Raw genomic sequence first — 14190 nt, forward strand, 5'->3', positions numbered from 1 at the left:
TGCTAGAGGGCGCCCTTCGTGGAAGGCAGGATGCCGGCGGCGCGCGGGTCGAACTCGGCGGCGTAGCGCAGCGCGCGGGCGAGGGCCTTGAACTGGCACTCCACGATGTGGTGGGCGTTGCGGCCGTACGGGACGTGGATGTGCAGGGCGATCTGGGCCTGCGCGACGAAGGACTCGAAGATGTGCCGGGTCATCGTCGTGTCGTAGGAGCCGATCATCGGCGCCATGTTCTCGGGCTCGGTGTGCACGAGGTAGGGGCGGCCGGACAGGTCGACGGTGACCTGGGCGAGGGACTCGTCGAGCGGCACGGTGCAGTTGCCGAAGCGGTAGATGCCCACCTTGTCGCCGAGGGCCTGCTTGAAGGCGGCGCCGAGCGCGAGGGCGGTGTCCTCGATGGTGTGGTGGGAGTCGATGTGCAGGTCGCCGTCGGTCTTGACGGTGAGGTCGAAGAGGCCGTGGCGGCCGAGCTGGTCGAGCATGTGGTCGTAGAAGCCCACGCCCGTCGAGACGTCGACCTTGCCGGTGCCGTCGAGGTTTATCTCGACGACGACGGAGGTCTCCTTGGTGGTCCGTTCGACCCGTCCGATGCGGCTCATGCGTGCTGCTCCTTCTTCAGTGCGCGAACCGCTTCCAGGAACGCGTCGTTCTCTGCCGGGGTGCCGGCGGTGACCCGCAGCCGGCCGGGTACGCCGTTGTCCCGGACCAGGACCCCGTGGTCGAGGATCTTCTGCCAGGCGGTGTGCGAGTCCTCGAACTTCCCGAACTGGATGAAGTTCGCGTCGGACTCGGTGACCTCGTAGCCGATGGCCCGCAGCTCGGTGACGAGGCGGTCCCGCTCGGACTTGAGCTGCTCGACGTAGCCGAGCAGGGTGTCGGTGTGCTCCAGGGCGGCCAGGGCCGTCGCCTGGGTGACGGCGGACAGGTGGTACGGCAGGCGCACCAGCTGTACGGCGTCGACGACGGCGGGGTGCGCGGCCAGGTAGCCCAGGCGCAGGCCGGCGGCGCCGAAGGCCTTGGACATGGTCCGGGAGACCACCATGTGGGGGCGGCCCTCGATGAGGGGCAGCAGCGAGTCCCGGTGGCTGAACTCCACGTAGGCCTCGTCGACGATGACGAGGGAGGGCTTGGCCGCCTGGGCGGCCTCGTAGAGGGCCAGGACGGTCTCCGCGTCGACGGCGGTGCCCGTGGGGTTGTTGGGCGAGGTGATGAAGACGACGTCGGGGGCGTGCTCGGCGATCGCCCGCTCGGCCGCCTCCACGTCGATCGTGAAGTCCTCGCGGCGCGGGCCGGAGATCCAGCCCGTGCCGGTGCCGCGGGAGATCAGCGCGTGCATGGAGTAGGAGGGCTCGAAGCCGATCGCGGTGCGGCCGGGTCCGCCGAAGGTCTGCAGCAGCTGCTGGATGACCTCGTTGGAGCCGTTGGCGGCCCATACGTTCTCCCGCGCGACCGGGTGCTTGCCCGTACGGGTGAGGTAGGCGGCGAGCTCGGTGCGCAGCTCGACCGCGTCCCGGTCCGGGTAGCGGTTGAGGGTGCGGGCGGCGTCGGCGACGCGCTCGGCGATGCGCGCGACGAGTTCCGCGGGCAGCTCGTAGGGGTTCTCGTTGGTGTTCAGCTGGACGGGCACGTCCAGCTGCGGGGCGCCGTACGGGCTCTTGCCGCGCAGTTCGTCCCGGATGGGGAGGTCGTCGATGCCGATGCTCACGGGGTGGGGACCTTCCATCCGAAGCGCGCCTTGAGGGCGGCGCCGTGGGCGGGCAGGTCCTCGGCCTCGGCGAGGGTGACCACGTGGTGGGTGACCTCGGCGAGGGCGTCGCGGGTGTAGTCGACGATGTGGATGCCGCGCAGGAAGGACTGCACGGACAGGCCGGAGGAGTGGCAGGCGCAGCCGCCGGTGGGCAGCACGTGGTTGGAGCCGGCGCAGTAGTCGCCGAGGGAGACCGGGGCCCACGGGCCGACGAAGATCGCGCCGGCGTTGCGGACGCGGGCGGCCCAGGCGGCGGCGTCGGCGGTCTGGATCTCCAGGTGCTCGGCGCCGTAGGCGTCGACGACCTTGAGGCCGTCCTCCAGGCTGTCGACGAGGACGATCGCGGACTGCTTGCCGGCGAGGGCCGGCTTGATCCGGTCCTCGACGTGCTTGGTCGCGGCGACCTGCGGCTCCAGCTCCTTCTCGACGGCGTCGGCGAGCTCGGCGGAGTCCGTGACGAGGACGGCCGCGGCCAGCGGGTCGTGCTCGGCCTGGCTGATCAGGTCGGCGGCGACGTGCACCGGGTCGGCCGTGGAGTCGGCGAGGACGGCGATCTCGGTCGGGCCGGCCTCGGTGTCGATGCCGATGCGGCCGGTGAAGTAGCGCTTGGCGGCGGCGACCCAGATGTTGCCGGGGCCGGTGACCATGTTGGCGGGCGGGCAGCCGTCGGGTCCGGTGGTGCCGTACGCGAACATCGCGACGGCCTGGGCGCCGCCGGCGGCGTACACCTCGTCCACGCCGAGCAGGGCGCAGGCGGCGAGGATCGTCGGGTGCGGCAGGCCGCCGTGTTCCTTTTGCGGCGGGGACGCGAGCGCGATCGACTCGACGCCCGCCTCCTGGGCCGGCACCACGTTCATGACGACGGAGGACGGGTACACCGAGCGGCCGCCCGGGGCGTACAGCCCCACGCGCTCCACCGGAACCCATTTCTCGGTCACGGTGCCGCCGGGGACCACCTGGGTGGTGTGCTCGGTGCGGCGCTGTTCGCGGTGGACGATCCGGGCGCGCCGGATCGACTCCTCGAGGGCTGCGCGGACGGCCGGGTCGAGCTCGTCGAGGGCGGCCTTGAGCGCCTCGACGGGCACCCTGACCTGCTCCAACGTCACTCCGTCGAACTTCTGCGCGTACTCGATCAGCGCCGCCGTGCCACGATGATGGACGTCCTCGCAGATGGGCCGCACCTTCTCCAGGGCAGCTTCTACGTCGAACTCGGCACGGGGCAGCAGGTCGCGCAGGGCGCCGCCCTCGGGGAGGGCGTCACCGCGCAGGTCGATACGAGAGATCACCTCCCAATTCTCTCAGACCGCCTCGCGCCACCGTTCGCCCGTATCACTGGCTGATACACGTCCCGGACGTCACAGGTCCCCGTTAGCGTTCGTCTACACGTACATGACAGCGGAGGGGGACCGCGGTGACCGAGGCGAGCTCGGACGGGGAACCGGCGGATCTCAGTGCTTCCGAGCGCCGGATGTGGGAGGCCTTCCGCACGGGCAGCGTCTGCGATCTCAGTGCCCGCGCCGCCGACCGGGACGATCCGCACGCCGACCACGTCTGGGGTGCCGGGCGCAGCGTCCGCGCCGGGGTGGTGGCGCTGCTGCTGCTCCACGGTCCGCCGCCGGTGCCGGGGCGGGTGGCGTCCCTGAAGCTGCGGGGCGTACGGATCACCGGGCGGCTGGATCTCTCCGGTGGCACGGTTGCTCCGTACGTGGAGCTGCAGTCCTGCCGCTTCGACAGCGAGATCCAGCTGTCCGAGGCCCGTTTCGGCACGTTGCGCCTGGTCAACTGTGCGATCCCGCGGCTGGAGGCGTCCCGGCTGCACACCGAGGGCGATCTGCACCTGCCGCGCTGCCGGGTGGCTCGGGGGATCCGGCTCACCGACGCGCAGATCGGGACCGACCTGCTGGTGAGCCAGGCGGTGGTGCAGCGGGACAACAAGGGGCGGGCGATCGCCGCCGACGGGATGTCGGTCGCGCAGGACTTCCAGGGCGAGCTGCTGGAGACGTACGGGGAGGTGAGCCTGCGCGGCGCGAAGGTCGGCGTGTCGATGAACCTGCGCGGGGCCCGGCTGCGCAATCCCTCCGGGCGGCACGCGCTGAACGCCCCGCAGCTGACCGTGGAGCGGACCCTCTACCTGACCTCGATCGCGATGGGCTACGGCCGGGGCGGCTCGGGCTCCTCCACTCCCCCGTACGGGCTGGGGCAGACGCCGACGCGGGGGCAGCGGGCGCAGCCGTTCGAGTGCCGGGGCGGGCTGCGGCTGGACGACGGCCGGTTCGGGGACGCCATCGACTTCTACGGGGCGCGGTTCCTGCTCACGGACGAGCAGGAGATATCGCTGCGCCGGATCCAGACCCCGGAGTTCCGTTTCGTCGGGGAGGGGCCGGAGCGCGGGCGGGTGGTGGTGTCCGGGGCCAAGGTGGTCAAGCTGGTCGACACCTCCACGAGCTGGCCGGGCCCGGGCGGGGTGTCCGTCGAGGGCTTCGAGTACGAGAACCTCGCGCCCCGCGGCCACTTCCCCCTCTCCCGCCGGCTGGCCTGGCTGGAGGCGGCCACCCCCGAGTACTCGCCGGGCCCCTACGAGCGGCTGGCGGCGGTGCTGCGGGCCAGCGGCGAGGACGCGGAGGCGCGGGAGGTGCTGCTGGCCAAGCAGCGGCGGCGCCGGGCCACGCTGCCGCCGGGCCCGAAGGCGTGGGGGTACCTGCAGGACTGGACGGTGGTCTACGGGTACCGGCCGGGCCGGGCCGCCCTGTGGATGGCCGTGCTCTGGGCGGCCGGGGCGCTGATGTTCTCCCAGCTCGACCCGCCGGCGATCAAGCAGGACGAGCATCCGCAGTGGAGCGCCCCGCTGTACGCGCTGGACCTGCTGCTGCCGGTGATCGACCTGGGCCAGCAGGGTCAGTGGAAACTGGCGGGCGGCTGGCAGTGGGCGGCGGCGGGCCTGGTCATCATGGGCTGGATCCTGGCCACGACGGTGGCGGCGGGGGCCTCCCGGCTGCTGCGGCGGGGGTGACGGGGCGCGTCTCCGGACGATTACGCTGTGCGTCGTGACCACCGTTCGCCTGCCCCTCTTCCCGCTGAACTCGGTGCTGTTCCCGGGACTCGTCCTCCCGCTGAACGTCTTCGAGGAGCGTTATCGCGCCATGATGCGCGAGCTGCTGAAGGCGGGCGAGGACGAGCCGCGCCGATTCGCGGTCGTCGCGATCCGCGACGGCCGGGAGGTCGCCCCGACGGCGCCCGGCCTGCCGGACCCCACGGCCCTGCCGGAGCGCGGCCCGGCCGCGGGCTTCGGCGCGGACCCGATCCAGGCGTTCCACCGGGTGGGCTGCGTGGCGGAGGCGGCGACGATCCGGGAGCGGGAGGACGGCAGCTTCGAGGTCCTGGCGACCGGTACGACGCGGGTCCGCCTGCTGTCGGTCGACTCCTCGGGCCCGTTCCTGACGGCGGAGCTGGAGGAGCTCCCGGAGGACGCGGGCGACGGCGCCGGGGTCCTCGCGGAGGGCGTGCTGCGGGCCTTCCGCAACTACCAGAAGCGGCTGGCCGGGGCCCGTGAGCGGTCCCTGACCGGTGCGGAGCTGCCCGACGAGCCGTCGGTGGTGTCGTACCTGGTGGCCGCGGCTGCGGTGCTGGACATCCCGGCGAAGCAGCGGCTGCTCCAGGCCCCGGACACGGCGACGCGGCTGGCGGAGGAACTGAAGCTGCTGCGCACGGAGACGGCCGTGATCCGGCACCTGCCGTCGCTGCCGGCGGTGGACCTGACCAGGGCTCCGACGAGCCCCAACTGACCGGACCGACGGGGGACCGATGGCGAAGAAGACGAAGCAGGCGGCCGGCACCCCGGCGATCGTGGCCCTGACGGCGGCCGGGGTGGCCTTCACCACGCACGCCTACGAGCACGACCCGGCGGCCTCCTCGTACGGCGAGGAGGCGGCCGAGGCGATGGGCGTCTCGCCGACGCAGGTCTTCAAGACCCTGGTGGCGGACGTGGACGGCGTCCTGACGGTGGCGGTGGTGCCGGTGTCGGGGTCGCTGGACCTGAAGGCGCTGGCGACGGCGGTGGGCGGCAAGCGGGCGGCGATGGCGGACCCGGCGCTGGCGGAGCGCACCACGGGCTACGTCCGCGGCGGCATCTCCCCGCTGGGGCAGCGCAAGCGGCTGCGCACGGTCATCGACGAGTCCGCGACGGCGCACCCCACGATCTGCTGCTCGGCGGGCCGCCGCGGCCTGGAGATCGAGCTCTCCCCCGCGGACCTGGCCACCCTCACCGACGCCGTCCTGGCCCCGATCGGCCGGGCCTAGGCCGAGCCGGCCCGGAGGGTCAGGGGCGCGGGGTCTCCGACGCGGCCGGACCGGTGTCGGCGGGCGGCAGCGCCGCCTCGGCCGGCGGCGCCGGCTGGTAGTAGCCGCTCCACCCGGCCAGCGGGTCCGGCTCGGGATCCCGCGGCGTCCACAGCGCGGTGAACCCCAGGTGCAGCAGTACGGCGGTCATCGGCCAGGCCAGCAGCGCCCCGTGCGCCAGCAGCTCCAGCGGCGCGTCGAACGGCACCCCCTTGCCCGCCGCGGCCGCGGCGGCGGCCAGGTCCGTGGAGGACGAGCCGAGCCACAGCCCGAACCGCCACCCCGCCAGTGCGGCGAAGCAGGATCCGACGGCGAGCCCGATCACCAGCGGCACGCCGCCGGCCCGGCGCCACAGGAAGGTGCCGACGGCGCTGAGCACGCCCAGCCCCAGCGCCAGCAGGAAGAAGGTCCCGTCGGCGGCGATCCGCGCTTCGCTCTCGCTGTTGCGCAGGAAGACCGCCTCCCCGTTGGAGACGTACTGGACGCGGGGCGCCAGCCACCACCACAGCAGTCCGAGGAGCAGCCCGGCCACCGCGACCGCGAGGGCCACGACGGCCCCGTCGCGGATGTCCTCCGGGCGGATGGCCGCGGCGGTGTCACCCGGCTTCTCGGGCGGCGACGGCGGCGGGTCGAACGGGGACTGCGGGGTCACGGCTTCGGTCACCCCCACATCGTGCCAGGTGTGTCGGGCGGCGGCGTCAGCGGACGGCCGCCCGGCGGTACGCCCAGGTCGCGACGGTGAGCGAGAGGACGCCGACGGCCGCGCACACGCCGAGGTCGAAGACGACGGCGGCCCAGTCCGGCGACGCCTCGAAGGTCCGGGCGAACGCCTCCACCCCGTACGTGGACGGCAGCAGGTCCCGCGCCCAGACGATCACGGCCGGCATCCGCTCGGGCGGCAGCACCCCGAGCAGCAGCGCGGCCGACATGCCGAGCTGTCCCGCGAGGGTGGCGAGCTCCTGGCGGGGTGCCAGCAGCCCCAGGGCGGCGCCGAGCCCGGCCAGGGCGGCTCCGGCCAGCGGCACCACGGCGGCCAGGATCCACAGCCCGCTCATCGGCAGCCCGAACAGCAGGCACCCGAAGACGGCGGTGACCAGGGTCCCCGGCAGCGTGAAGGAGGCGTACGCGGCCGCCGCGCCCAGCACCACCGAAGCGGGCGGCACGGGCAGGGTGGCGTAGTGGTCGAGTCCGCCGCCGGCCCGCAGCTGCCCGAAGTACTGCGCGAGCAGGTTCAGCGCGACGAAGGCGACGACGAGCACCGAGGAGCCGGCCACGACGGCCCGGGCCTCCGAGCCCCCGTCGACGACGCCCCGCATCAGGATCATGATGCCGACGGACTGGAAGGTGGCCACGAACAGCAGCGGTATCCGCGCCACCCGGGCCCGGGAGAGCTGCGCCCGGTAGACGGCGGCCAGCGAGGGGAAGAAGCGTGCGCCGGGCGCCAGCGGCGCGGCTTCGGCGGCCTCGGCGCGGCCCGGAGCGTCGCCGGCCGGTGCGGCCCCGGCCCCGACCCCGGTTTCGTTCTCGGTCTCGGGTGCCGTCGGGGCGTCGGGCGCGAGCACGGCCCGGACGGCCCCCGTCGAACGGTCGCTCACGACTTCACCAGCCCTTTCGTCTTGCCGCCGAGGGCCAGGTACACGTCTTCGAGGCTGGGGGTGGCCAGGGTGAAGTCGTCGAGCGCGGCGAAGGCCGGGCCCCCGGTGACCGAGGCCACCGCCGCCCTGGCCTCGTCCGGCGGCAGCCGCAGCACCCAGCGGCGCCCCGACTCCACGGCCCGGTCGCGCAATCGGGCGACCTCCGGTACCGCGAGCGGGGCGGCTTCGCGCCACACCAGTTCCAGCCGGACCTCGCCCGAGACGCGCGCCTTCAGCGCGGCCGGGGTGTCGCAGGCGATGACCTTGCCCTGGTCGATGACGGCGACCCGGTCGAGGACGGTCTCGGCCTCGATGACGTTGTGGGTGACGAGCAGGACGGTCGCGCCGTGCTGGGCGCGGCGCCGGTCCACGGCCGCCCAGACGGCCCGCCGGGCCACGGGGTCCATGCCGGTGGTGGGCTCGTCGAGGACCAGTACGGGCCGCTCGCCGACGAGGGCGGTGGCGAAGCAGGCGAGGCGCCGCTGGCCGCCGGAGAGCTTCTTCAGGGGCCGTCCGGCGATGCCGGTGAGCCCGAGTTCCTCCAGTACGGCGTCGCGCGCGGCGCGTGCCGACCGTACGTCGAGTCCGCGCAGCCGGCCGGTGGTCTCGGCGGCCAGGGCCACCGTGAGCTCGTCGAGGGCGGTGGACTCCTGGCCGAGGTAGGCCAGCAGCCGGGAGGCCCGTCCGGGGTGGCGTACGAGGTCGTGGCCGAGGAGGGTCACGCTGCCCGCGTCGGGCCGCATCAGGCCGGTGAGCTGGCGGACCAGGGTGGATTTGCCGGCGCCGTTGGGGCCGAGCAGGCCGAAGATCTCGCCGCGCCGGACGTCGAGGCTGACGCCGTCGTTGGCGCGGGTCTCGGGCAGGGCGGGGGCGCCGCGCCGTCCGCGGACCGCGGGATACGTCTTGACCAGGTCACGCACCGCGCAGACCACGTCCGGCGCCGCTCCCGCGGCCGCTGCCGTGCCGTTCTGCGCCTGTGCTGTGCCCGTACTCACGAGGGAGCAGCCTACGGGGTTCCCGCCCCTACTCGGCCGCCGGGGTCAGCGGGGCGGCGAGGTCGGCGGGTCCGGTTCCGGGTGCGGCGGCCGGTACGGCGGCGACGTGCTCGGCGGCGGCGCGTACGTCGATCTCCCTCCAGAACCCGGCGCGGATGGCGTAGCGGTCGTGCTCGTCGATCTGGTCGTCCTTGTGCGCGAGCAGGCCGAACCGGGCGGCGTAGCGCAGCAGCTCGCCGTCGATGCGGTGCGGGATGCGCGGGTACATGGTGGCCAGTTTCTGCAGGTGCACGGTCTCCGGGAGGCGTTCCATCCAGCGCCGGGCGAACACCTGTCCCACCTCGAACGGGTCGCCGCCGACGGTGGTGATGTCCTCCTCCCGGTCGGCCCAGCGCTGTTCGGCGCTGGTGAGCTGGGCGAGGGTGGGCAGCGAGGCCGTCTCGGCGGGTTCGCCGAGCGGTCCGGCGCGGTCGATCCAGCCCCGGTCGGAGGACCAGCGCAGGGCGCTGGCGGGGGACGGCGTGGTGCTCGCCGCGGCCTGCTGGCCGCCGTGCGGTGCGGGCGCGCGCAGGGCTCCGGCGAGGTCCTTGGGGGTGGGGACGCTCTTTCCGCCGGGGGTGGTGGGCGCCGGTACGGGGACCGCTTCGCGTTCGTCGTCCGCGGGGGCGGCGGCACCGTTGCGGGCGGCCTCGGCGAGCGCGGCCTCGGGCAGCGGCGCGGAGAGGATGGCGGCGATGTCGGGGCGGGGTACGGGCGGCGGGGAGCACAGTCCGGTGAGGTCCTTGGCGCGGACGGCGCGGGTGATCCAGGCGCGGTCGAGGACGCGGCGTTCGTCGGCCTCGGCGACGAGGTCCTCGGACTGGTTGTAGTCGCCGTCGGCGGCCTGGACGGCCCACAGGTGGACGGCGACGCCGTGTTCCTTGGCGGACATCAGGCCGGGCAGCAGGTCTCCGTCGCCGGTCACGAGGACCACGTCGGAGCAGGCGCGGTTGCGGGCGAGCTCGGTGAGCTCGGCGTGCATGGCGGCGTCGACGCCCTTCTGGGCCCAGCGGCCGTCGCTGCGGGTCAGGGCGCCGAGGCGGACGGTGACGCGGGGCATGACGCGCAGCCTGCGGTGTTCGGGCTGGGGCACCCGGTCGGGTGCGCCGTCGAACCAGTAGATGCGCAGCAGGGGCTGCTCGGTGTCGGCCTCGGCCCGCTCGCGCAGGCCCTGGATGAGGGCGGCATGGTCGACGGTGATCCGGGAGCGGGAGGGCTCCCCGGCGAGAAGGCTGGCGGCGGCGCCCAGCAGGTAGCCGGCGTCCACCAGGACGACGCAGCGGTCCACGCGTTCCACCCTCTTCCCTGGGGGTCCCGCTGTGTTTTCACGGGTTCCCCGAGTCTGCCCGACCTCAAGGGCGTTGAAGGCCGGAACTCGATCATCGGCGTGGCGGATCTCACTCGGGGGCGGACGGCGGGCCTCGGCTACGCGCAGTAATGATCCAAAATGCGCGGTTTCTGGGGCTGTGTGAGTGTGAAGGCGGTCCTGGCCCCTAGACCCTCACGGAGGCTCCACCATGGCCAAGAACAAGAACCAGAAGCAGCCGGCGAAGCAGCAGACCCGCTCGTCCGGGCCGGACGCGTCGCGCTCGTCGGATTCCCCCGAGCAGTCGTCCCAGGCGCCCAGTCCCATGGACCTGGCCCACAAGAGCAAGCAGAAGAAGTTCGGCCACAACTGACGTCCTTCGCGTCGGTCTGTGACGACCGGAACCGAAAGGGCCTGCCCGGCGACGCCGGGCAGGCCCTTCCGTGCGTGGGGCGGCCGCCGCTATCCGGCCAGGCAGGACGGGCCGAGCAGGACCTTGAGGTCGCCGAAGAGGGCCGGGTCGGGCTGTACGCGGTGCCGGTCGAGGCGCAGGACGGTGGTGGTCCGCGGACCCTGGAGCTTGATCCGCACCTCGGTGTTGCCCTTGTGGTGGCGCAGGATCTCCCCCAGACGGGTCACCATCGGCGGCGTGACCTTGACCGTGGGGATGGTGAGGACCACGGGGGCGTTGGTGCCGGCCGAGGAGAGGTCGGGGACCATCATCTCCATGGCGACCAGGCGGGGGACGTCCTCGCGCTTGTCGAGGCGGCCCTTGACGAAGACGACGGTGTCCTCGACCAGCTGGGTGGAGACGAGCTGGTAGGTCGCGGGGAAGAACATGCACTCGATGGAGCCGGCCAGGTCCTCGACGGTGGCGATGGCCCAGGCGTTGCCCTGCTTGGTCATCTTGCGCTGCAGGCCGGAGATGATGCCGCCGATGGTGACGACGGCGCCGTCGGAGTGCTCGCCGCCGGTCAGCTGGGAGATGCCGGCGTCCGTCTTGTCGGAGAGCACGTGCTCCAGGCCGAAGAGCGGGTGGTCGGAGACGTACAGGCCGAGCATCTCGCGCTCCTGGGCGAGGAGGTAGGACTTCTCCCACTCGACGTCGGAGAACTCCACGTCGAGGCCGAAGCCGGGCTCGTCGCCGGCGCTCTCGTCACCCATCCCGCCGAAGAGGTCGAACTGTCCCTCGGCCTCCTTGCGCTTGACGGCGACCACGTTGTCGATCATCGGCTCGTGGTGGGCGACCAGGCCCTTGCGGGTGTGGCCCATCTCGTCGTAGGCGCCGGCCTTGATCAGCGACTCGATGGTGCGCTTGTTGCAGACGACGGCCTCGACCTTGTCCAGGAAGTCGGGGAAGGAGGAGTACTTCCCCTTGGCCTTCCTGGTCTTGATGATCGAGTCGACGACGTTCTGGCCGACGTTGCGGACGGCGGTGAGGCCGAAGAGGATCACGTCGTCGCCCTGGGCGGCGAAGTTCGACTCGGACTCGTTGACGTTCGGCGGGAGCACCTTGATGCCCATGCGGCGGCACTCGTTCAGGTAGATCGCGGACTTGTCCTTGTCGTCCTTGACCGAGGTGAGCAGGCCGGCCATGTATTCGGCCGGGAAGTTCGCCTTGAGGTAGGCGGTCCAGTAGGAGACCAGGCCGTAGGCGGCCGAGTGGGCCTTGTTGAAGGCGTAGCCGGCGAAGGGGACCAGGACGTCCCAGAGCTTCTGGATGGCCTCGTCGGTGTAGCCGTTCTTGCGGGCGCCCCCTTGGAAGATGGTGAAGTTCTTCGCCAGTTCCTCGGGCTTCTTCTTGCCCATCACGCGGCGCAGGATGTCGGCCTCGCCGAGCGAGTAGCCGGCGATGATCTGGGCGGCCTTCTGCACCTGCTCCTGGTAGACGATCAGGCCGTAGGTGACCGCGAGCACCTCTTCGAGCGGCTTCTCCAGCTCGGGGTGGATCGGGGTGATCTCCTGCTGCTTGTTCTTGCGCAGGGCGTAGTTCGTGTGCGAGTTCATGCCCATCGGGCCCGGGCGGTATAGGGCCGACACGGCGGAGATGTCTTCGAAGTTGTCGGGCTTCATCAGGCGCAGCAGGGAGCGCATGGGCCCGCCGTCGAACTGGAAGACGCCGAGGGTGTCGCCGCGGCCGAGCAGTTCGAAGGTCTTGGGGTCGTCGAGCGGGAGGGCCAGGAGGTCGATGTCGATCCCCTTGTTGGCCTTCACCATCTTGACGGCGTCGTCCATGATCGTGAGGTTGCGCAGGCCGAGGAAGTCCATCTTCAGCAGGCCGAGCGACTCGCAGCTCGGGTAGTCCCACTGGGTGATGGTGACGCCGTCGGTGTGCCGCACCCAGACGGGCACGTGGTCGGTGATCGTCTCGCTGGACATGATCACGCCGGCGGCGTGCACGCCCATCTGGCGGACCAGGCCCTCCACACCGCGGGCGGTGTCGATGACCTTCTTCACGTCCGGCTCGTTCTCGTACATGCCGCGGATCTCGCCGGCCTCGCCGTAGCGGGGGTGCTGCGGGTCGAGGATGCCGGAGAGGGGGATGCCCTTGCCGAGGACGTCGGCGGGCATGGCCTTGGTGAGGCGGTCGCCCATGGCGTACGGGTAGCCCAGGACGCGCGCCGAGTCCTTGATCGCGTTCTTGGCCTTGATGGTGCCGTAGGTGCCGATCATGGCGACCTTGTCCTGGCCGTACTTCTCCGTGACGTACCTGATCACCTCGACGCGCCGACGCTCGTCGAAGTCGATGTCGACATCGGGCATGGAGACGCGCTCGGGGTTCAGGAAGCGCTCGAAGATCAGGCCGTGCGGGATCGGGTCGAGGTCGGTGATGCCCATGGCGTAGGCGACGATCGAGCCGGCCGCGGAGCCTCGGCCGGGGCCGACCGCGATGCCCTGGTTCTTGGCCCACATGATGAAGTCGGCGACCACGAGGAAGTAGCCGGGGAAGCCCATCGAGATGATCGTGTCCATCTCGTACTCGACCTGCTTCATGCGGTCCTCGGGGATGCCCCCGGGGAAGCGGCGGTGCATGCCGCGCATGGTCTCCTCGCGGAACCAGGTGACCTCGGTGTAGCCGTCCGGGATGTCGAACTTCGGCATCAGGTTCCGGAACGTGAACATGCCCTCGGTGTCGATCTGGTCCGCGACCAGCTTGGTGTTGGCGCAGCCCTCCTGCCAGGCGTCCGAGGAGTCGATGGCGTACATCTCGTCCGTCGACTTCAGGTAGTAGCCGGAGCCGTCGAAGCGGAAGCGGTCGGGGTCCGAGAGGTTCTTGCCGGTCTGGATGCACAGCAGGGCGTCGTGGGCGGTGGCCTCGCTGGCGTAGGTGTAGTGCGAGTCGTTCGTCACCAGCGGCGGGATGCCGAGCTTCTTGCCGATCTCCAGCAGTCCGTCGCGGACCCGGCGCTCGATCTCGATGCCGTGGTCCATCAGCTCCAGGAAGTAGCGGTCCTTGCCGAAGATGTCCTGGTACTCGGAGGCGGACTTCAGGGCCTCGTCGAACTGGCCGAGGCGCAGACGGGTCTGCAGCTCGCCGGAGGGGCAGCCGGTGGAGGCGATCAGCCCCTCGGACCACTTGCTGATGGTCTCCTTGTCCATGCGCGGCCACTTCGTGAGCCAGCCCTCGGCGTAGGCGTCGGAGGACAGCCGGAAGAGGTTGTGCAGGCCGGTGGCGTTCGCCGCCCAGATCGTCTTGTGGGTGTAGCCGCCGGAACCGGAGACGTCGTCGCGCTTCTGGTGCGGCTGGCCCCACTGGATGCGCCGCTTGTTGCGCCGGGACTCGGGGGCGACGTACGCCTCGATGCCGATGATCGGCGTGACCCCGGACTTCTGCGCGGTGTGGAAGAAGTCGTAGGCCCCGTGCAGGTTGCCGTGGTCGGACATGGCGATGTGCGTCATGCCCATCTCGTTGCACGCGTTGAACATGTCCTTCAGCCGTGCCGCACCGTCCAGCAGCGAGTACTGGGTGTGAACGTGCAGGTGCGTGAACGGCGTCTTGGTCACGGCGCTGGTCTCCTGGCGGCGGGGGGAAGGGGGCAGCTTCGAATCCTACGTCCCACGGGTGACAGATCACGGGCACGCAGCGGTACGGTCGGGCGTTGCAGAACCAGGGGCACCGTTCCGGCGTCCGGTCCG

General features: G+C 71.9%; 12 protein-coding genes. 4 read left to right on the top strand and 8 right to left on the bottom strand.

The genetic code is table 11. From position 1 onward, the window contains the following. Positions 1-2: 2 nt before the first annotated feature. The 3 genes from hisB to hisD are packed head-to-tail and all read right to left on the bottom strand — an operon-like array spanning position 3 to position 3030. Positions 3-596: an imidazoleglycerol-phosphate dehydratase HisB gene (gene hisB / locus AB0O53_RS11785; protein ID WP_136230470.1), complete on the bottom strand. Its 594-nt coding sequence runs from the start codon at positions 594-596 to the stop codon at positions 3-5. Continuing rightward, complete coding sequence (locus AB0O53_RS11790) at positions 593-1702, bottom strand: histidinol-phosphate transaminase (protein WP_365194800.1); 1110 nt, start codon at positions 1700-1702, stop codon at positions 593-595. Before AB0O53_RS11790 ends, hisB begins: the two co-directional genes overlap by 4 nt. Then, positions 1699-3030 (bottom strand): histidinol dehydrogenase, encoded by a 1332-nt coding sequence (gene hisD / locus AB0O53_RS11795; protein WP_365194803.1) that lies wholly within the window; start codon positions 3028-3030, stop codon positions 1699-1701. The genes AB0O53_RS11790 and hisD overlap by 4 nt, the downstream gene beginning before the upstream one ends. A 125-nt stretch (positions 3031-3155) precedes the next feature. Between hisD and AB0O53_RS11800 the strand changes: the two genes are divergently transcribed. The 3 genes from AB0O53_RS11800 to ybaK are packed head-to-tail and all read left to right on the top strand — an operon-like array spanning position 3156 to position 6040. Further along, positions 3156-4754, top strand: a complete 1599-nt coding sequence (locus AB0O53_RS11800; protein ID WP_435886646.1) for an oxidoreductase — start codon at positions 3156-3158, stop codon at positions 4752-4754. 34 nt (positions 4755-4788) lie between these two features. After that, complete coding sequence (locus tag AB0O53_RS11805) at positions 4789-5526, top strand: LON peptidase substrate-binding domain-containing protein (protein WP_350996302.1); 738 nt, start codon at positions 4789-4791, stop codon at positions 5524-5526. A gap of 19 nt (positions 5527-5545) precedes the next feature. Beyond that, positions 5546-6040 (top strand): Cys-tRNA(Pro) deacylase, encoded by a 495-nt coding sequence (gene ybaK / locus AB0O53_RS11810; RefSeq protein ID WP_350996305.1) that lies wholly within the window; start codon positions 5546-5548, stop codon positions 6038-6040. Positions 6041-6059: 19 nt separating this feature from the next. Here the strand turns inward: ybaK and AB0O53_RS11815 are convergent, their stop codons facing one another. The 4 genes from AB0O53_RS11815 to AB0O53_RS11830 form a co-directional block, all read right to left on the bottom strand. Next, complete coding sequence (locus AB0O53_RS11815; protein ID WP_350996307.1) at positions 6060-6743, bottom strand: hypothetical protein; 684 nt, start codon at positions 6741-6743, stop codon at positions 6060-6062. Between the two features lie 34 nt (positions 6744-6777). Then, a complete protein-coding gene (locus tag AB0O53_RS11820; RefSeq protein WP_350996545.1) occupies positions 6778-7524 on the bottom strand; it encodes an ABC transporter permease in 747 nt (248 codons plus the stop codon). A 146-nt stretch (positions 7525-7670) separates the two neighbouring features. Further along, positions 7671-8708, bottom strand: coding sequence for an ABC transporter ATP-binding protein (locus AB0O53_RS11825; protein WP_350996310.1), 1038 nt, complete (start codon positions 8706-8708; stop codon positions 7671-7673). 28 nt (positions 8709-8736) lie between these two features. Then, a complete protein-coding gene (locus AB0O53_RS11830) occupies positions 8737-10044 on the bottom strand; it encodes an NYN domain-containing protein (RefSeq protein ID WP_365194807.1) in 1308 nt (435 codons plus the stop codon). Positions 10045-10264: 220 nt separating this feature from the next. Here AB0O53_RS11830 and AB0O53_RS11835 point away from each other — a divergent pair, with 220 nt between their 5' ends. Next, positions 10265-10426, top strand: coding sequence for a hypothetical protein (locus AB0O53_RS11835; RefSeq protein WP_350996316.1), 162 nt, complete (start codon positions 10265-10267; stop codon positions 10424-10426). Positions 10427-10515: 89 nt separating this feature from the next. On the opposite strand, the gene dnaE is transcribed toward AB0O53_RS11835, so the two are convergent. After that, positions 10516-14058: a DNA polymerase III subunit alpha gene (gene dnaE, locus AB0O53_RS11840; RefSeq protein ID WP_350996318.1), complete on the bottom strand. Its 3543-nt coding sequence runs from the start codon at positions 14056-14058 to the stop codon at positions 10516-10518. Between the last annotated feature and the right edge of the window lie 132 nt (positions 14059-14190).

Origin of the sequence: Streptomyces erythrochromogenes, assembly GCF_040684695.1 — a bacterium.
Lineage (GTDB): Bacteria > Actinomycetota > Actinomycetes > Streptomycetales > Streptomycetaceae > Streptomyces > Streptomyces erythrochromogenes_C.

Bases quoted from the DNA above. Each gene is read 5' to 3' on its own strand.
- hisB (WP_136230470.1), bottom strand. From the start codon at position 596: ATGAGCCGCATCGGACGGGTCGAACGGACCACCAAGGAGACCTCCGTC.
- ybaK (WP_350996305.1), top strand. From the start codon at position 5,546: ATGGCGAAGAAGACGAAGCAGGCGGCCGGCACCCCGGCGATCGTGGCC.
- AB0O53_RS11835 (WP_350996316.1), top strand. From the start codon at position 10,265: ATGGCCAAGAACAAGAACCAGAAGCAGCCGGCGAAGCAGCAGACCCGC.